Raw genomic sequence first — 19,731 nt, 5'->3', positions numbered from 1 at the left:
ATGAAAAAAAGTCAACAATGAAAATTACGGGTTGAGCGGATATGACTGCGACCTGAACTTCAAAAAGAACTCCCCGCCGTTGAAGCTCACCCGGGCATACAACGTAAAACGCTCGCCCACTTTCAACTTCATGAATTCCGACCTGGGCAGCATTTCACCCACACCGGTGCGTGCTTCGTCGGCCGTCACTGGCTTCGCATCCCTGACCGTAAAGCTCACAGGGTTGTTTTGCAGGTCTACCCCTTCCATCACAATCGTCAGCAGTTGCCCGGGTGCAATGAACATCCAGGTGCCCATCTGCAACCTGGCCCCCGCTGCTGGTAACTGACTGAGGTACACCGGGCCATCGGGCAAGTCGACGGTCGGCAATGTCGCGTTATCCAGTGGTTTGATACGCAACTTGTAAGGCGGCGAGTCGGTGTAGTTGTCTTCATCCCTCACCAGCCTGAAGAACACATTAAAACGAACACTGACATCTACAGGCGAACGCCCCATGTTGGCGGGTACATACGCGGGCGGAATCAGGAAGCGCAACGGCTTATCAGGGGAAACCGGTGCTTTCGCCACATATTCGCCAAGCGCGGTAGCGCCAGACCAGTGCACATGCAGCTCCTCACCCGGCAGCACATTACCGGCAGGCACATTGATATACACACCCGAAGTGGACAGATCAGCCAATATGTTGCCGCTGTCGGCTGCGCCGTCGCCCGTGGCGCCTTCTACCACGGGCACTGGCAGGTCGCGTGCACTTTGCACGTCAACTTGCAGCACTTGCGAACGCAACCCCTCGCCCTCGCGGCCATACAAGTAGGAAACACTTACCGTGGTGCCTTGGCTTTTACTCAGGGCTTCTCGGCCGATCAGGAAAGCTATCGAGTCGACAGCCCGCATGCTCGGGTCGACACGCGCCGATGGCATATACTGCAGGCCCCCGGCGCCAGGGACCGACCATAGCAGGGTCAGGTAGTCGGAGTCCGCGATGCCGGGGTAGGCAGGCAGCTTGACCAGCAGACCATTCGGCGATTTGTCCGGGTCCAGCGGGTCACCTTCGTTATACCCATCAATGGCGGGCTTGCTGAGGTAGCCAGGCAAACTGCCTTTGGAGTCAACGTCCAGCCGCTGCACCGGTGATTTAAGGCGCCCACCCACTGCGAACTCGATCTCGTAGGAGGCCAGTACATAGCCTGGGTCGATCCAGTCAAAGTAACTTTTAGGGACCACATCACTGATAGCGTCTTGCACGAAGTGTTTTTCCCCGACGGTGACGACTTTTTTCCAGGTGTCGTCGAGCGTGCCGTCTGGCTCGTAGCACGCTACCGTCAAGGTAACCTTGTCGTTCACCTGCATGGCCTGGTAGCGGGGCACCATCACACTCATCCCGCTGCTTGGCAACTGGTTGGGCTGAATGATCAGGCCATGGGAGTGAACCACTTGCAGGACTGACAATGCTTCAACTTGGCCTCGGGGCCTGATGCCTATGTAACTAAAAGTTCGAAGCGATTGAGCTTCGGGCCTGGGGCCGTCCGCCACGCGGGTATATGAATAAAATGCCTCGCCGCCTGCGGCGCCTGTAATATAGCTATTACCAATAACTACTTTCATACCATCGATCAAATCAGGTGCCTTGACAGTGAACGTCCCGGTAAAATCATACCCTTCACCCGCAGCACCTCGCCCCAGCCAGCGCACCAACACTTCATCGTCAACAGCCATACCGGTATAGTTGACCCAGGTCTCCAGGTCCTGACTGCCAAGTTGATCAAGATCAATCTCATTGAATGCCGTCAAACCCTCGATGGTGGGCGCCTCCAGGGTTTCACCTTCTCTTATTCGCTCATTCATATATAAAACTTCCAAAAAATTGGCGAACGCCTGCCGCTTGCACAAAGAATCCCGTGCACCCGTCAATTAAATAGATGATCGCGTTATGCCAGTGCCTGTTGCCCAGCTCGGTGATCTGCCAGCACATTTTTAGAACAGCCAACCTGCCCCCGCAACTGGCAAAAATAACAGGTAGCCCATACACCGCCTGCGGTGCCGGACGCGCGTACACCTAGTAGTTTTGCCAGGTGCGTGGGAGGGGCTTTTTTTTTAGGCTTCGCGGTAGACAGTTTGTCGTGGATGTCCACTGACCACGGCCAAAGGGCTTATTACGCCCCTGACGACACCCCATACAGGGCCATGCGCTGAACACAGGCTATTCAACGGCTACCGCCCCCCAGGAACCCGCACCATGGCAACTACATCGAATGCTTTCAATTTTTCCAGTTTCATGCAGAGCAGCGTCGACCCTCGAACGGGCCTGTACACGTTGTCCATTGCCCTTCCGGCGTTGAATGCCAACGACCATTGCGGCCCGGACCTGCCCTTGCAATTGAGCTTCAGCCCAATGAGCAATGAAAACAACGGGTTTGGCATTGGCTGGAACCTGAAACTCAGTAGTTTCAATACCACCACCGGGATGCTCTCACTGCACACTGGCGAATCGTTCAAAGTTGCAGACAATGGGCCTGGCAACGCACCCGTCATCGAAGAGCGGAAACTGGACAGTTTTCGTTTCAGCAACATCAGCAAAGGCAACAGAACACGTATTCGCACTGCCCATAAAGGCGGCCTTGTTGAAATACTTGAGCCCCAGGCAAATGACGCGACTACCGCTGTACCTGTTCGGGTAATGGGCGCCGCGGGCCATGGCGTGACTCTCGGCTACGACACAACCCGCAGCAAGGCACGGCTGCAATCCATCGTCGATGACACTGGCCGCTTGCTGCTTGAAATAAAATACCCCACCGATTTCCGCGCAGAGTTCACGGTCAACCCAACCACACGCAACCCGGCCACATACCTGCTCGACCTGGAAAATAACCAACTCAAAAGAATCACATTGCCCACTTCCAGTGATGAATACTGGGAAATGAAGTACAAGATTTTCGACACACTGCCTTTTCTGATCAGTGTCGAAAACCCCGACAAAGGCATAGACACAATCAGTTACCACGAAGGCAACGCGGGCCATAAATACCCAGGTATTCAGCGGTACCTGCCTTCGGTCGATGAACACTGGGTCAAGCCTGATGTGCGCGATAGCAGCACGCACATACTGACCAAATACACGTACTCCACCAATAACTTTTTGGGCAACGGCACCGGCTTGGTTTACGGCAATGAAGACGGTACGGACCAACTCTACCGGTTTACCGGCCATACCTTTGAATACGCCTCTACCGCCGAGCATTACCGGGATGGCGAACGCTACCGAACGGTCGTGAGTACGTTCAACCGTTTCCATTTGATGACGTCCCAGGCCACCACGGACAACGGCTGCGTCGAAACCGTCACCACGAAGTACCACGAAAAGGAAAACTTGCCGTTCAAGGACCAGCCTGCGTACTTCCAGCTTCCTGCTACCGTGACCAAATCCTGGGCGATGGAGGGTGACCCAACGGTCGGCGACGAGGAAATCACGACGACCACCTACGACGACTATGGCAACTTGCTGACCGAGGTTAAACCTGACGGCACACGCATGGTACGTACCTACTACCCTGGTACGGATGACCCGGAAGGCTTCGAACGCAACCTCAAGTCCGTCACCATCTACCCTGCCGCCCCGTCCAGCCCGAACGAACCGCTGGCGCAGACCCTGAGCAGTGAATACACCTATGCCAGCCTGCCCCCGCTGCCACAAGACCCCGACTGGAAGATGCAGGCCTGGCTGTCCCTGGAGCAGGAGGACATGTTCGAGGGCGTGGGTACCGGGCGCAAGTTGCTGAACCGCAAAGTGCGCCGCTACCTGAATAAAACCGACAACCCGTTCCTGCACGGCCGGGTTGACCAACAAGAGTTGCAGGTCAACGGGTTCACGACCACCAGCAGATGGAAGTACGAAAAGGTCAATGATGACGCGGGCCAGCTCACCTGGAGCCGCAGCACCGAAACCTTCACTGACCATACCCGTACGCTGGAAAAGAAAACGGCCACCACCTACTCCCTGCATAACGGCCAGGTGGTGCTGGAGCACGATGCCAATGGCATATTCACGCGCTATGACCACGATGTGCTGGGCCGCGTCACCTCGGAAACCGCCAGCCCCGGCACCGCTTTCGCCACGACCCGTACTACCGCCTACAAGCTGCTTGACGATGACGGGCGTAAACGCGCCTGCGAAGAGGTTACCGACAGCAAGGGCGTGATCACCCGCACCGTATTCGATGGTAGCCGCCGCCCGGTCAGGCAGGAGCGTGAAGCCAAGGATGCGGTCACCGGGAAGATTGTCAAACGCACGGTTGCCGAGCTGAAATATGACTCGGCTGGCCGCCTGGAGCGTGAAACCAGCTATGACTACCTGCCGGCCAAAGACGATGCAGCAGAGCCCCGTGTGCTCAAATTGCAGTCATCCTACCGCTACGACAGCTGGGGCCAACGCTGCGAAACGGTGCGCCCCGATGGCATCCGGGAATGTGTCGAAACCTCGCCGCTGGAACCTGGTGGCCAGCGGGTGACCCGCTGGATCGAGAGCCCGAACAAGCCAGAGCAGAGGCTGCAACAGACTGTCAGCAAACTTAACCGCTTCTACAAGCCGGTTCATGAGTACCGTCTGCTGGAGGAGGAGGTAGACACCCCTGAGGGGGGCAAGAAACGCGTTGCCCGCCAGGCTGGCCGCACAGACTACACCTATGACGGCCTAGGCCGCTGCCTGAGCCGTACCGAGACGATTCAGGCCCCCGAAGGCAATAACCAGTCCATCCAGCGCACCAACCGGTTCACCTATGATGCCCTGGGGCGTATGGCCAGCAATGAGCGGCCAGACGGTGCCATCCTGTTGCGCACGTTCGCCCCTCACAGCATGGGCGAGCTGGTCACCGCACTGCATTTGAAAGCGCACAGCGATGCACCTGAACAGGTGCTGCACGAGCGCAAATTCGATGGGCTTGGCCGCGTCGAGCGCATGACCGTGGGTGCTCGGGTGGAGGCGTACACCTATCAAGGCACCACACACCTGGTCGACAAACGCACGCTCTTCAGCCTGGACACAACAACCAAAGGCACACGCAAGCGGATTATCGGTTATGAATACAAGCAGGAACTGACCGATCAGCCCAGCAAACTTGTTGCATCGCTCGAAGACGAGGACAGCCCCGCACACCTGAAGAGCCAACTGGTTGCAGACTTTGGCTATGACCCGAAAAGCGCGGAAATCACCGAAGCCAGTAATGCGCTGGGTAAACGCCGTTATGTATACACCGACCAGGGCGACCTGTGCGAAGAACACCTGACCGACACCGACGGTACGCCTTACAGCGCCACCTACCAGCAGTCCTGGCAAGGCCTGCCAACGCAGCACAAGCACAGCGATGGCCTGGCCCGTGATTACGATTATGACGAGCACGGCCGGCTCACGACGGTGACACAGGGCAAGGTGGTGTCGACACTGACCTACAACGAAGACACCGGTTTGCTGGAAACCACCGAGACCCGCGACACCACCCACCCCCCCCCTGAGCAACAACCTGTCACCCTGTGCATTCAGGCCTACGATAGCCTGGGCAGGGAGACCCTCCGGACATTGAGCGTCAACGGCAAGGTGCGCACACTGGAACACGTGTGGCTGGACAACGACATGCTGCATTCGCGCACCCTTTGGCAAGGTGAGCAAAAACTGCGTGAGGAAACATTCGAGTATGACGACCTCGGTCGCCTGACCAAATACGATTGCCCCATCCAAACCGCGAGTGGCCGACAAATTACCAGCCAGCTGTTCAGGTTTGACGCTGTAGACAATATCGAGCGTTGCCGCACCACGTTCAGTGACGGCGAGCGGGACGACGCGAACTTCACCTACTGTGCTCACGACAGCTTCAGGCTGGAAAAGGTCACGCATACCCTGCCGCCTGAAGGTTGCCCGGCGGAGCAAACATTCAGCTACGACGAGCAGGGCAACATGCTCAACGATGAGCGTGGCAACGCGCTTTACTACGACAGCCTTGGCCGCCTGCACCAGGTACAGGATGCCAATGGCACGGTAACGGCGCAGTATGGCTATGACGGGCATGACCAGTTGCTGTATTCCGGTACTGGCGCGCACAAGGTACAGCGCCGCTATGAAGCGCATCGCCTGGACAGCCTTGTGGAAGACGGCCTGCTCACCGAGTACCTGCATGTTGGCGGCCAACCCCGGGCGCAGCAACAAGCCGGGGCCAGCACACTGCTGCTTACCGACCATGCCGGCAGCGTGAACACCGAGCACGATGCAGACGGCACCCGGCATGCCCACTATGCCCCTTATGGTGAACAACAGCCCGAGGACGCTGACCAGCAAATGCGCAGCCTGTTGGCGTTCAACGGCGAAGCCCGTGAGCGCGCCTTTGACTGGTACCTGCTGGGCAGTGGTTACCGGGCCTATAACCCAGGCTTGATGCGCTTCCACAGCCCCGACTCGTTACCGCCTGAAGAAGCCGGCCTCAACCCGTACACCTACGCCTTGGGCAACCCGGTTTACTGGCACGACCCAACTGGCCACCGCGCGGAGCCCGCAGCACGAGGCCGCCAGGCACCGCTGGAGCGCTTCAAGGAAGAAGAACAGCCCAAGGTGCCCTGGTATGCCTGGCTTGGCGTCGCCGTCGCCGCAGCCATTTTCGTTGCATCGGCGATAGCCATGCCATGGTCGGCACCGGCTAGTATCGGCTTGACCACCAGCTATGTCATTGGCGTGGTCGGCGTGGCGGCCAACGGCGTTGCCCTGGGCATGCAGGCAGCAGCGACAGCGGTCATGTACAGCGACCCGGAACAGTCCAACCTGCTGTATCAGCTCAGCAATGCTTTCGCGGTTATCGGCATGTTTGCCGCCGGGTACGGCGCCGCTGCCACGAAAGCGGCGGTGAGGGCAGCGAAATCCGCAGCGCAGGGCGCGCAAGCGGCACCTGCGGTGGCAAACGCAGGTGGGAAGGTCATAGTTCAGAACATTAACTCGGAGTCGACCAACACAACCATTATCAATCAAATCAAAAAATTTACCGTTGCCCGCTCACGTCGCACGGTACGCCCGAGTACCGGCTACGCTCGTGCTGAGGCAACCCCACACAGCTCACCAGCCTTAACATCAACATCAACATCAACATCAACATCAACAAGCACTAGCTCCACGGTGCTTGAGCCGACAATGGCCAATGGCCCTGGACAAGTCCGTGAAGCGATAACGACAGTGAGTGAGACCTCCAGGGTGATTAACCAGTCAACCGGTGCGCCAGCAAGCCCATGGGGTCATTTCATTGTGGGTCGAAACAAAGGGCGAGATTACGGACCTGTAGGCACAGGACAGTTTGGCCCTCTCTAGAAACGCCGATACCCGAAGCCCGCCGCTAGAAGGCAGCGGGCTTCTTCACTGTAGCATCTTTGAATACAAAGCACGCCATACACCAGAATTTTCCGACATACCAAGTCTCGCCCTCCCGCTTACCCTGCCCCCCGCCTGTAAACCGTGACCCGGCAGCCAAACCTGCCCTGACACCCATCCATTTCCAGCACCAGGCGCCTACCACGAGCCTACCTGTGCATCGTCCGTAGACGCCGCCCAGGAAACGCTCATGCCCCAGCTCGAACGGCGCAGACTTTTGCCGTTGCGCCTGCGCCTCGCCCCGCTGCCGCCACTGCTTGGCAGTTGCCTGGCGCTGACCCTTGCCCACCCAGCCCTGGCCAACCAGGCCGACATCGCCTTCCAGCCCGGCTTCATGCGCCAAGCCCCTGGCCAGCCAGCCGACGCCGGAGCCTTGGCCCTGCAAAACCTTGCCGCCCAGACCCGCCTGCCGCCAGGGCGCTACCGGGTGCAGCTCACCCTTAACCTCAGCCCCCTGCACGAACAGGACATCGACTTCATCGAAGGCCCAGATGGCCAGGGTTTGCAGCCCTGCCTGACCAGCACGCTACTGCGCACCCTCGACCTGCGCGAACAGGCCCTGGATGCCCCCCTGCCTGACGACGACACCTGCCTCGACCTGGCGCAACGGGTGCCACACGCCAGCGTCGACTTCGACCCCGCGCAGTTGCGCCTGTCGCTGTCGATCCCGCAGATCGCCCTGCGCCAGGACCGTTCGGGCAGCGTGCCCGAGGCGCAATGGAGTAACGGCATCAACGCTGCCTTCATCAGCTACCAGGCCTCGGCACAGCACAGCAGCCAGCGTGGCCGGGGCAACCAAAGCAGCCAGGACCTGTACCTGGACAGCGGCATCAACCTGGGCGCCTGGCGCCTGCGCAGCAAGCAGGCGCTGCGCGACGAGGCCGACGGGGCACGCCACTGGACCCGCAGCGACACCTATGCACAGCGCGACCTGCCAGGCCTGCAGGCCAACATCACCTTGGGCGAAACCTTCACCAACAGCGACATGTTCCGCAGCGTACGCTTCACCGGTGCACGCGTGGCATCCGACACGGGCATGCTGCCCGATGCCATGCAGCATTACGCCCCAGTGATCCGCGGCGTGGCCCAGAGCCGCGCCAAGGTAGAAATCCTGCACAATGGCTATCCTATCTATTCCAGCTACGTGGCCCCCGGGCCCTACGCCATCGATGACCTCAGCGTAGGCTCTGGCCATGGCGAGCTGGAGGTGGTCATCACCGAGGCCGATGGCCAGGTCCGCCGTTTCACCCAACCCTATTCCAGCATGGGCACTCTGCTACGCGACGGTGTATGGCGCTACAGCGCGACCGTTGGCCGCTACGACGGCGCCGAACAGCTCGACGACCCGCTGTTCTGGCAAGCCACCCTGGCCCGAGGCGGTGCCTGGGATACCACCCTCTACGGCGGCCTGCTTTCCAGCGAATACTACAAGGCCAGCGTGCTGGGCCTGGCCCGCGACGTCGGCAATTTGGGGGCATTGTCGTTCGATGTGACCCGCTCTTCCACCGACCTGGGCGGTACACTGGGCGAACCCCAGGGCCACAGCTTTGCCCTGCGCTATGGCAAGAGCTTCCCCACCCGCACCAACCTGCGCTTTGCCGGCTACCGCTACTCGACCGAGGGCTACCGCGACTTCGACGAAGCCGTGCAACAGCGCAGCCATGCCAGCAGCTACCTGGGCAACCGGCGCAGCCGCCTGGAAGCTTCGGTGTACCACACCGTGGGTGAGCGCAGCACGCTGAACCTGACGTTTTCCCAGGACACCTACTGGCAAACCAGCAACCAGCGCCGCCAGTACCAGCTGCAATACACCACCCGCGTAGGCAAAGTGTCGGTCAACCTGTTCGCCTCCCAGGCATTGAACTCGCAAAACGACGACAGCCGCATGTTCGGCCTGAGCCTCAGCGTGCCACTGGACTTCGGCCGACAGCACCAAGCCAGCTTCGACCTGCGCAACGACGGTGGCAAAACCAGCGAACGCGCCAGTTTGAGCGGCGGCTTGTTGGACAACCAGCTCAGCTACAGTACCTCGCTGAGCAACGACGGCCAGGGGCGCAGCAGTGGTGGGATGTCGGTCAATTACCAAGGCAGCCTGGCCAATGTCGGCATGGGTTACAACCAAGGCAGCGATTACCGCACCCTTTCGGTGAATGCCAGCGGCGCCATCATGCTGCATGGCGATGGCGTGGCACTCGGCAGCCAACTGGGCGAAACCATGGCCCTGGTACATGTGCCCGACGTGGCCGGCGTCGGTGTGCAGAACACCCCTTCGGCGCGCACCAATGCACAGGGTTATGCGCTGGTGCCGTACCTGCGCCCCTATCGCCTGAATGCACTGGTGCTGCAAACCGACGACCTGTCGCCGGAAGTGGTGATTGGCAACGCCAGCCAGCACGTGGTGCCGCGCCGGGGTGCGGTGGTCAAGGCCAGCTACACCGCCGAGCATGTGGCACGCCTGGTGCTGACCTTGCGCCAGGCCAACGGCCAACCCGTGCCGTTTGGCGCCCAGGTACTCGATGCCAACGGCCAAAGCCTGGGGGTGGTCGGCCAGGCCGGGCAGGCGCTGGTGTCCACCCGCACCACAGGCCCACAGGCCATACGTGTGCTGTGGGGCGACGCCAGCGATAACGCCTGCCCACTGATTATCGACCCGCAAGCACTTGCGCAAAACGGTGGCTACCGCCTGCAAACCCTGCACTGCCAACCGCCTCAGGCCAGCGGCCAGACCCGCCTGCCCGGCGACAATATCCAGGAAACGCTGTGATGACCGTGTTTACATTCACCCCCCGCCGCCGCATGCGGCTGGCCGCCTGCTGCCTGGCCCTGGGCCTTGGCGCTGGCAACGCGTACGCAAGCTGTAGCTTCTCGACGGGCGCCACCTACATGACCTTCGAGCGTGACATCGGGACATTCTGGGTACCCCGCGATGCTGCAGAGGGGACCGTGATCGGTACCAGTTCAATAACCAAAAGCAGCAATGAAGGCGCGATAGCCAGGTGCGTATGGGACCCCGCCACCCCCCCCAAGTCAACGCTCCCCAACACCGCGGCCATCTTCGCTGGAAGCTTGCCACCTATCGGTGGCAAGAACATCGATGGCCATGTCATGGAAACCAACATCCCCGGCATTGGGGTCTACATAGAGCTTGGTTCACCGTTTGACGGGGTGGCCAATAACTCCTTCGTTCCCGATTCCGGCAGCCGCCCCGTCATCCCTTACAGCGGCACCATGCGCGACCAGCCGTTCAACACCGAATTGTCGACCATCAGGGGGCAGGCCTGGCTCATCAAGACAGGGCCGATCGCCCCCGGTCCCCAGCGTATCAATGGCGAGCTGTTTCATGGCTATATGCATAACCTGGGTAAAATGATGGAGTTCCGCCTGAGCGCAACGGTGAACCAGGCACAGTGCTCCCTGAAAGCCGACGCGGTAAGCGCCGACCCTGTGCAACTGGGCAGCCATCCGCTGGCAGATTTCAAAGGGGTGGGCAGCACCACCCCGGCGGTACCGTTCAATATCAGGCTCAGCGACTGCGAAGATGCCAGCGCCCCCAACCCCACCCCCGCCAACGTTCACCTGATACTGGACGGTGCGAACGGCTCGGTACCTACCGTTCCGGCCGAAGGACGCTTCAGCCTGGGCACGCTGTCCGATGCCGCCGGGATTGAAATCCAGCTGTTGCGCGGTGATGGCAGCCCCATGCCACTGCAATCCGACGAATCGGTCAAGCCGGTGAGTATCGGCATCACCCAGCTGGACTTTCAGGCACGCTATTACCAGAGCGCACCCACTGTAAAGCCAGGCGTCGCCGAAGGGGGCCTGACCTTTACCGTCACCTACAAATAACGCGCAAAAAAAGGTCGCAGGGAATACCCTGCGACCTGTGCAAAGTTGAAAATTAAACGAACAGAATCGAGTAGGAGGCGGGTCACACCCGCCGTCCTCTCACATCAGCGTGCTTACAGTTCAGTACACGGCGGTTAGCGGACGAAGCGATGGCCCCGCCGTTCTAGTATGCGGTCAAGTTCGTCGAGCAGGATATTCGACAGCAGCGACTACGGCTTCGGCTGACTTCTGCATGCTCATCCCGTCGCCTCACGACGCTCGGTAGCACAATGGCAAACGTACAGATCTCCCAGAGTAATTCGCGTGACCTTCCTGCTTATGCCTGTCGGATCTACGTCACAGCGTTCAGGTATTGGGCTTTGGCGATTGTTGCCGCCTAACCCCGCTGTGCCGCCTGATCCGCTTCATGTTCGTCAGGCCAGCATTTTGCCTCTGGCTAACACTTCCCCTTGCCGGGTGTGAACGGGCGCTTCCTGCTGCGACAACTCGAAGGGACAAAAGCTGAGATGTCGCCGGCCGTGACCGCTTACAACCTCAAGCGAGCGATCAGCGTCCTGGGTGCCAAGAAAATGATGCAGCTGATGGGCTGAAGAGCCTTTTTCAGCACAAAAACAAACGCCCCGAACAAGTCGGGGCGTTTGGTCTAAGACCTTTCAGTGTGTTTTCACACAGCCTGTCCGGCCTCTTTTTCTGGATAATCACAACGTTTCAAGGAAACCTGTGAATTTATGTTTGGAGCGGGAAACGAGACTCGAACTCGCGACCCCGACCTTGGCAAGGTCGTGCTCTACCAACTGAGCTATTCCCGCATTTTGAAGCTTTTAACGCTTTCGGCGTGAAGCACCATGAAGACCTTCACCACCACTGCACCGCATAGACGCCACAGTATTTAACTGGAGCGGGAAACGAGACTCGAACTCGCGACCCCGACCTTGGCAAGGTCGTGCTCTACCAACTGAGCTATTCCCGCAAATGGCGTCCCCTAGGGGACTCGAACCCCTGTTACCGCCGTGAAAGGGCGGTGTCCTAGGCCACTAGACGAAGGGGACACACAACACTTTTCAGTGCACCAGACTTGAACCTCACGATTCACCCTGGATTTTCTTTTCCTGCCCCGCCGTTAAGCGTTGCCGGAGAAACTGGAGCGGGAAACGAGACTCGAACTCGCGACCCCGACCTTGGCAAGGTCGTGCTCTACCAACTGAGCTATTCCCGCAATTTGGCGTCCCCTAGGGGACTCGAACCCCTGTTACCGCCGTGAAAGGGCGGTGTCCTAGGCCACTAGACGAAGGGGACACGCTGCTGGCACTACTGCCTGCTTTCACTCCCTGCCGCGTTTCGCTGTGTGCTTTACGCTGCAAGTGGCGCGCATTCTAGGGATGGTTCAGAGGTGCGTCAACCCCTTTGTAGAAATTTATTTAAATCAATGACTTCCGGCTGGAGGGAGGTGCAGATGCGGGGCGGGTTGTCGATATAGAGAGAAGCCAGTGTCGGCATATAGCCGCTGTTCGTCCTCCGGCGAACTCACTACACTCAAAGCTGTAATTCTTCTTCAATGAGGCATTAACGGTGACACCACATCTGATCACCCTGCTCATCGTGGCGGGCATCGCGTTGCTGATCGTGATCGGCTACCTCAACAATGTGGTCGAGAACGGCAAGATCGAACGCGTCCGGACAAGGATCGAGCTGGCCGACCGCCTGCGCCGCTGTGGCGAAATCACCGAGACCTTCCCCGGGCAGTTCATGACCCCGGCCCTCAAATTGCTGCTGGCCCGCCTGGAGCTGAACCTCAACCAGCGCCAGCTGGCGGTGGACAAGCACAACCCCGAGCTGAAGGCACGCATCGCCGAACTGGAGGGGTTGATTGCCCAGGGCGACAAGATACCGGTGAACAACCCGCCCAACCCGATCCACACCGAGGTCAAGGCCAAGGACGTGCGCTTCTTGCTGGAGGCGATGCACAACCAGGTAACCCGCGCCGCCCAGGAAGGCTTCTTGCCAGCACCCGAGGCCAAGCACTGGGTCAAGGAAATCCGCCATATCCTGGTGCTGTTGCATATCGAGTTCTTCAACAACCTTGGCCAACAGGCCCTGCAAAAGAACCAGCCGGGCCAAGCGCGCCTGGCGTTCGAGCGTGGCGTGCAATACCTGCGCAAGCAGCCGGAGCCGAAGGTGTATGAAGAGCAGCTGACGTACCTGGAAAAGCTGCTGGCCCGGGCCAACGCCCAGGTGCTGGACCGCATGGCACCAGCGGAGGATGAGCACAACGCACTGACAGACGGGCTCAAGACCGATGAGGAAGAGACCTGGAAGAAGAAGGTGATGTACGACTGATGCGTTAACCTGTGCTGGCCTCTTCGCGGGCATGCCCGCGAAGAGGCCAGCACAGACAGCACAATAGTCAGCAGTCTGTCAGCTCCAGAAAGATCGCCGCCAACCGCTCCAACCCCGCCTGATCCGCTTCACTGAAACGCCCAACCTTCGGGCTGTCCAGGTCCAGCACCCCGATCAACCTGCCTTCTTTCACCAACGGGATCACCAGCTCGCTGTTGGACGCGCTGTCACAGGCAATGTGCCCAGGGAACGCATGCACATCTTCCACCCGCTGGGTTTGCCGGGTGGCTGCCGCCGCCCCGCACACGCCCTTGCTGAACGGTATGCGCACGCACGCCACCTGGCCCTGGAACGGCCCCAGCACCAGCTCTTCGTTGCGGTTGAGGTAGAACCCCGCCCAGTTCAGGTCGTCCACCTGGTTGTACAGAAACGCCGAAAACTGCGCGGCATTGGCGATGAAGTCACGCTCGTCGGCAAACAGCGCCTGCACTTGCGCCGCCAGCAGGTTGTAGCCGTCGAGGCCGGCGCCACTGGCATTGAGGTCGATCATTTACTTTTGCTCCAGCAATTGCAGCCCGACCCAGTAGCGGGCGAACTGATAGGCACAACGGCCATTACGGTTACCGCGGCCGGTGGCCCAGCGCACGGCGAGGATGTCGAGTTCTTCTGTACGCTGCCACGCAAGGCCCGCAGGGCGCGCCAGCTGGCCGATCCAGTGTTCGACCACATTCAGGAAGTGGTCTTGGGTAAACGGGTAGAACGACAGCCACAGGCCAAAGCGGTCAGACAAGGCGATTTTGTCTTCCACGGCTTCGCTGGGGTGCAGCTCGCCGTCCACGCGCTTCCAGTTCTCGTTGTCGCTCTCTTTCTCCGGCACCAGGTGGCGGCGATTGGAGGTGGCGTACAGCAGCACGTTGTCCGGAGCCTGCTCCAGCGAGCCGTCAAGCACGCTTTTCAGCACCCGGTAGTCGCCCTCCCCCGCTTCGAACGACAGGTCGTCGCAGAACAGGATGAAGCGTTGCGGCAGCTTCTGCAGCTGCTCGACCACCCGTGGCAGGTCGGCCAGGTGGTCGCGTTCGATTTCTATCAGGCGCAGGCCGGCGCCGGCATGTTCGGCCAGCAAGGCACGTACCAGCGACGACTTGCCAGTACCGCGCGAGCCCCACAGCAATGCGTGGTTGGCCGGCAGGCCGTTGATGAACTGGTGGGTGTTGCGGCCCAGCTGGTCGCGCTGTTTGTCGACACCGATCAGGTCGGTCAGGCGGATATCCAGGCTGACGTCCAGCGGCAGCAGGTAACCACTGCGGCCATCGCGCTGCCAGCGGGCGGCCAGGGTGACGCCCCAGTCGATGTTCGGGCGCTGTGCCGGCAACAGGGGATCGAGGCGCGCCAGTACCGATTCGGCGCGGTCCAGGAAAGCAATCAAGCGAGCGTCCATGACGACTCCTAACAAGACAGGTGAGATTTCCAGCTGAATGTGTGACAGGCCCGCCAGCTGCCGGGGCTATTCGGCTATGCTTGCGCAGCGCAAGGGACGTGAAACCGGCTCGGGACTCATGGATATCAAGTTCACCAATCGCCTGTCATACAAGCAAGCCCGGTTGACAGTCCTGGTCGGCTTCATCCTGGGAACATTGCTCAGTCTCATCCAGATCGGCATCGATTATGCCAGCGAAGACGCGTCCATCAACCGCGAAGTGCGCGCGTTGCTGCAAATCAGCCACAACCCGGCCTCGCGCATCGCCTACAACATCGACGCGGAACTGGCGCTGGAGCTGACCCGTGGCCTGCTGCAATCGCCGGCCATCATCCGCGCGCGGTTGATCGACAACAACGAAACGGTGCTGGCCGACGTCGAGCGGCCCAGGCTGGAGGACCGCTACCGGCCACTGAGCGACTTTCTGTTCGGTGAACAGCGCCAGTTCAAGGAGCGCCTGTACCTTACCCACATGCCCGAGGAATACCTCGGCACCCTGTACCTGGACGTCGACACCTACGCCTTCGGCAGCCGCTTCCTCGACCGCGCCGGCATCACCCTGCTCAACGGCTTTGCCCGCAGCCTGGTGCTGACCGGCATCCTGCTGGCGTTGTTCTACATGATGCTGACCAAGCCACTGGTGACGGTGATCGGCGCACTCAGCGGCAGCGACCCGCGCAACCCCCGGCAAACCCGCCTTGAATGCCCACACGGGCACGAACACGACGAAATCGGCGTGCTGGTGAAGGTCGCCAACCAGCAGTTCGTCAGCATGGCCACCGAGATCGAACAACGGCGCACCGCAGAAAACCGCCTGACCCAGTACCTGAACGAGCTGGAAGACATCGTCTCGGCACGCACCAACGAGCTGAAAGCCAGCAACAGTAGCCTGAGCCTGTCCAACCAGGAGCTGGAACAGGCCCGCAGCCGCGCGCTGGACATGGCCCAGGCGCGCGCCGCCTTCCTGGCCAACATGAGCCACGAAATCCGCACCCCGCTCAACGGCATGCTCGGCATGATCGCCCTGGCGCTGGACAACCCGTCGCCCAGCGAGCAACGCCAGCAACTGGCGATTGCCCACGACTCGGGCAAGGTGCTGGTGGAACTGCTGAACGATATCCTCGACCTGTCCAAGTTCGATGCCGGCCAGCTGGAGCTGGAGCGCATTGCGTTCGACATGGGCTCGATGGTGGAAGACACCGCCAACCTGCTGTCGCAGAACACCTCGCAAAGCGTAGAGCTGACCTGCCTGATCGCCCGCGACTTCCCCAGCAGCGTGCTCGGCGACCCCACGCGGGTACGGCAGATCGTCAGCAACCTGCTGTCCAACGCGCTCAAGTTCACTCGCTTCGGCCGTGTCGACATACGCCTGGTGACGATCGTCGGCGGCGTGCGCCTGGAGGTACGTGATACCGGCATTGGCATCCCCGAAGAAGCCCAAGCGCGGATCTTCCAGCCATTCACCCAGGCCGGTGCCGGCATCACCCGCCAGTACGGTGGCACCGGCCTGGGCCTGTCGCTCACACGCAACCTGTGCAAGGCCATGCAAGGTCACCTGCACATTCGCTCCGAGCCAGGCTTCGGCAGCTGCTTCACGGCCGAGCTGCCATTGCCGGTGCACACCGAAGCCATCCCGCCGACACCGCTGCATGGCCGGGTAGCCGCGCTGAGTGCAGCCGGTAGCGGGCTTAATGAGCTGTTGCAGAACCTGCTGCCCGCCTGGGGCCTGGCCTACCAGCGCCATGACAGCAGCGCCACGCTGGACACCACAGCGATCGACCTGCTGATCACCGACGACGTAGACCACCTGTTCGAACTGCGCCCGGCACTGAAAACGCCGATTCTGCTGGTAACCGCCTACGGCAACTTCCTGCCCAACGAGCAGTCGCTGGCCTTGGCGCCCTTGCATCAACTGGCCCGGCCTTTGGCACGTAACGCCCTGTACCAGACGCTGCGCCGCACCTTGCAAGGCCATGAGCCCGAGCACCCACTGGCCACCCCGGCCATTAGCCTGGAGCAAGGGCGAGCGCGGATTTTGCTGGTAGAAGACAACCCGGTGAATCAGCTCGTGGCCCAAGGCATGCTGGCCAAGCTCGGCTGCCAGGTGCAGCTGGCCACCCAGGGCGCCGAGGCCCTGGAAATGCTGGAGCAAGATGAATTCGACCTGGTACTGATGGACTGCAACATGCCGGTCATGGACGGCTATGAAGCCAGCCGGCGCATCCGCCAGAGCGGCCGCTGGCCACACCTGCCTATCGTTGCGCTCACCGCCAACGCCATGCCCGAAGAGCGCGAACGCTGCCGGGCGGCGGGCATGAGCGACTACCTGGCCAAGCCGTTCCGCCGTGAAGAGCTACTGGCCCTGGTCGACCACTGGGTGCCCTTCAACGGCTGAGCAAACGCTCGATATCCGCTTCCAGGGCCTGCGGCTTGGTGGTGGGCGCGTAACGCGTGACCTGGCCGCTGGCGGGGTCGACCAGAAACTTGGTGAAATTCCACTTGATCTTCTGGCTACCCAGAATGCCCGGGGCGCGTTGTTTGAGCTCGACGAACAGCGGGTGGGCGCCCGGGCCGTTGACCTCGATCTTGCGAAACAGCGGAAAGCTCACGCCGAAGTTGCGCTCGCAGAACTGCGCAATGTCCCGTGCATCGCCCGGCTCCTGCTTGCCGAACTGATTGCACGGAAAGCCCAACACCACCAGGCCGCGCGCGCGGTAGGCCTGCCACAGTTGCTCAAGGCCCTTGTACTGCGGGGTAAAGCCGCACTGGCTGGCGGTATTGACCACCAGCAGCGCCTTGCCCGGGAAGTCGCCAAGCTTCTTGTGCTCGCCGCCCAGGGTTACGCAGGGGATGTCCAGCATCGATCCAGCCATGGTCGGGCTCCGGTCAGTCGCGTGGGCGCAAGTCGATGCACACCGAGTTGATGCAGTAGCGCAGGCCGGTCGGTGGCGGGCCGTCGGGGAACACATGGCCCAGGTGCGCGTCGCAGCGGGCGCAGGTAACTTCGGTGCGGATCATGCCGTGGGAGGTGTCACGGATCTCGATCATCGCGCTGTCCTCGATCGGTGCATAAAAGCTTGGCCAGCCGCAGCCGGAATCGAACTTGGTCTGCGCATCGAACAACGCCAGGCCGCAGCAGATGCAATGGTAGATACCACCGCGGCGCTCGCTGTTGTACTTGCCGCTGAACGGCCGCTCGGTGCCCTTGAGGCGGCATACCCGGTACTGCTCGGGGTCGAGCATCGACCGCCATTCATCCAGGGTTTTTTCGATCTTTTTCATGCAGGAACCTCGGCAGGCTGAATTTCACCCCACACCGTCTTTTCCGGGGCGCGGGTGGCACGTATATTAGTTGGCTTCGTGTGCCAGGCGTTCAGTCTGGCACCCGCTTCCTGCCGTTTCAAACCTTTCGGCGTGGGTGGCGTGTTTTCTCATATCGGGATCCCATCATGCAGTTCAGCAAATCGAACAAGCTCGCCAATGTCTGCTACGACATTCGCGGCCCAGTGCTCAAGCACGCCAAACGCCTGGAAGAGGAAGGCCACCGCATCCTCAAGCTGAACATCGGCAACCCGGCGCCGTTTGGCTTCGAGGCGCCGGATGAAATCCTCCAGGATGTCATCCGCAACCTGCCCACCGCGCAAGGCTACAGCGACTCCAAGGGCCTGTTCAGCGCGCGCAAGGCGGTAATGCAGTACTGCCAGCAAAAGGAAATCGAAGGCGTCACCATCGAGGACATCTACCTCGGTAACGGCGTGTCCGAGCTGATCGTCATGTCGATGCAGGCGCTGTTGAACAACGGCGACGAAGTGCTGATCCCCGCCCCCGACTACCCGCTATGGACCGCCGCTGTGAGCCTGGCCGGCGGCAAGCCGGTGCACTACCTGTGCGACGAGCAGGCCGACTGGTTCCCCGACCTTGAAGACATCAAGGCCAAGATCACCCCGAACACCAAGGCCCTGGTGATCATCAACCCGAACAACCCGACCGGCGCGGTGTACTCCAAAGCGCTGCTGCAGGGCATGCTGGAGCTGGCCCGCCAGCACAACCTGGTGGTGTTCTCCGACGAGATCTACGACAAGATCCTGTACGACGAAGCCGTGCACATCAGCACCGCCTCGCTGGCCCCCGACCTGCTGTGCCTGACCTTCAACGGCCTGTCCAAATCGTACCGGGTGGCGGGCTTCCGTTCCGGCTGGCTGATCATCTCCGGGCCCAAGCATCACGCGCAAAGCTACATCGAAGGCATCGACATGCTGGCCAACATGCGCCTGTGCGCCAACGTGCCGGCCCAGCATGCCATCCAGACCGCGCTGGGCGGTTACCAGAGCATCAACGACCTGGTGCTGCCGCCAGGCCGTTTGCTGGAACAGCGCAACCGCACCTATGAACTGCTCAACGACATCCCCGGCGTGAGTTGCGTGAAGCCGATGGGTGCGCTGTATGCGTTCCCGCGTATCGACCCGAAAGTGTGCCCGATTCTCAACGACGAGAAGTTCGCGCTTGACCTGCTGCTGTCGGAAAAGCTGCTGATCGTGCAGGGTACGGCGTTCAACTGGCCGTGGCCGGACCACTTCCGCGTGGTGACCTTGCCGCGGGTGGATGACCTGGAAGCGGCGATTGGCCGGATCGGCAATTTCCTGCGGACTTATTCGCAGTAGGGTTCGACGGGATTGTT

Annotated in this window: 11 protein-coding genes and 5 tRNA genes; 6 read left to right on the top strand and 10 right to left on the bottom strand. The window is 60.7% G+C overall.

Annotated elements, in window-relative coordinates; translation table 11 throughout:
• Positions 1-24: 24 nt before the first annotated feature.
• Positions 25-1,857 (bottom strand): hypothetical protein, encoded by a 1,833-nt coding sequence (locus APH36_RS11585; RefSeq protein ID WP_156342122.1) that lies wholly within the window; start codon positions 1,855-1,857, stop codon positions 25-27.
• A 376-nt stretch (positions 1,858-2,233) separates the two neighbouring features.
• Between APH36_RS11585 and APH36_RS11580 the strand changes: the two genes are divergently transcribed.
• From APH36_RS11580 to APH36_RS11570, 3 genes are all read left to right on the top strand, one after another.
• On the top strand, positions 2,234-7,333 hold the full coding sequence (locus APH36_RS11580) for an RHS repeat-associated core domain-containing protein (protein WP_060498729.1): 5,100 nt from the start codon (positions 2,234-2,236) through the stop codon (positions 7,331-7,333).
• Positions 7,334-7,583: 250 nt separating this feature from the next.
• Positions 7,584-10,157, top strand: a complete 2,574-nt coding sequence (locus APH36_RS11575; RefSeq protein WP_060498728.1) for a fimbria/pilus outer membrane usher protein — start codon at positions 7,584-7,586, stop codon at positions 10,155-10,157.
• Positions 10,157-11,239 (top strand): fimbrial protein, encoded by a 1,083-nt coding sequence (locus tag APH36_RS11570; protein ID WP_060498727.1) that lies wholly within the window; start codon positions 10,157-10,159, stop codon positions 11,237-11,239. The genes APH36_RS11575 and APH36_RS11570 overlap by 1 nt, the downstream gene beginning before the upstream one ends.
• Before the next feature lie 733 nt (positions 11,240-11,972).
• On the opposite strand, the gene APH36_RS11565 is transcribed toward APH36_RS11570, so the two are convergent.
• The 5 genes from APH36_RS11565 to APH36_RS11545 all read right to left on the bottom strand — a co-directional run bounded on the left by APH36_RS11565 (position 11,973) and on the right by APH36_RS11545 (position 12,535).
• Positions 11,973-12,048 (bottom strand) — tRNA-Gly (locus APH36_RS11565).
• An 85-nt stretch (positions 12,049-12,133) separates the two neighbouring features.
• A tRNA-Gly gene (locus APH36_RS11560) sits at positions 12,134-12,209 on the bottom strand.
• Between the two features lie 3 nt (positions 12,210-12,212).
• Positions 12,213-12,288: transfer RNA gene (locus tag APH36_RS11555), tRNA-Glu, on the bottom strand.
• Between the two features lie 91 nt (positions 12,289-12,379).
• Positions 12,380-12,455 (bottom strand) — tRNA-Gly (locus APH36_RS11550).
• Positions 12,456-12,459: 4 nt separating this feature from the next.
• Positions 12,460-12,535, bottom strand: a tRNA-Glu gene (locus tag APH36_RS11545).
• Positions 12,536-12,808: 273 nt separating this feature from the next.
• Between APH36_RS11545 and APH36_RS11540 the strand changes: the two genes are divergently transcribed.
• Entirely contained in the window at positions 12,809-13,576 is a 768-nt protein-coding gene (locus APH36_RS11540; protein WP_060498726.1) for a hypothetical protein, read from the top strand.
• A gap of 67 nt (positions 13,577-13,643) precedes the next feature.
• Here the strand turns inward: APH36_RS11540 and APH36_RS11535 are convergent, their stop codons facing one another.
• Both APH36_RS11535 and APH36_RS11530 read right to left on the bottom strand, forming a co-directional pair.
• Positions 13,644-14,126 carry a GAF domain-containing protein gene (locus APH36_RS11535; protein WP_060498725.1) on the bottom strand — a complete coding sequence of 161 codons (483 nt, stop codon included), beginning with the start codon at positions 14,124-14,126 and terminating at the stop codon, positions 13,644-13,646.
• Positions 14,127-15,014, bottom strand: a complete 888-nt coding sequence (locus tag APH36_RS11530) for an ATP-binding protein (protein WP_060498724.1) — start codon at positions 15,012-15,014, stop codon at positions 14,127-14,129. It abuts the gene before it with no gap.
• Positions 15,015-15,090: 76 nt separating this feature from the next.
• Here APH36_RS11530 and APH36_RS11525 point away from each other — a divergent pair, with 76 nt between their 5' ends.
• Entirely contained in the window at positions 15,091-17,448 is a 2,358-nt protein-coding gene (locus APH36_RS11525; RefSeq protein WP_060498723.1) for a response regulator, read from the top strand.
• On the opposite strand, the gene APH36_RS11520 is transcribed toward APH36_RS11525, so the two are convergent.
• Together APH36_RS11520 and msrB are read right to left on the bottom strand one after the other, a co-directional pair.
• Entirely contained in the window at positions 17,438-17,926 is a 489-nt protein-coding gene (locus APH36_RS11520; protein WP_060498722.1) for a glutathione peroxidase, read from the bottom strand. The two genes, APH36_RS11525 and APH36_RS11520, sit on opposite strands and share 11 nt — an antisense overlap.
• Positions 17,927-17,939: 13 nt before the next feature.
• The gene (gene msrB, locus APH36_RS11515) at positions 17,940-18,335 is read right to left on the bottom strand and encodes a peptide-methionine (R)-S-oxide reductase MsrB (protein WP_060498721.1); all 396 of its coding nucleotides are present in this window, start codon (positions 18,333-18,335) and stop codon (positions 17,940-17,942) included.
• Between the two features lie 167 nt (positions 18,336-18,502).
• Between msrB and APH36_RS11510 the strand changes: the two genes are divergently transcribed.
• Complete coding sequence (locus APH36_RS11510) at positions 18,503-19,714, top strand: pyridoxal phosphate-dependent aminotransferase (RefSeq protein ID WP_019099440.1); 1,212 nt, start codon at positions 18,503-18,505, stop codon at positions 19,712-19,714.
• Positions 19,715-19,731 lie beyond the last annotated feature (17 nt).

The sequence above is a fragment of the Pseudomonas sp. NBRC 111133 genome (assembly GCF_001320605.1).
Taxonomy (GTDB): Bacteria; Pseudomonadota; Gammaproteobacteria; order Pseudomonadales; family Pseudomonadaceae; genus Aquipseudomonas; species Aquipseudomonas monteilii.
The sequence above is the reverse complement of the archived record's forward strand: the minus strand, read 5'-3'. Positions and strand labels throughout refer to the sequence as shown.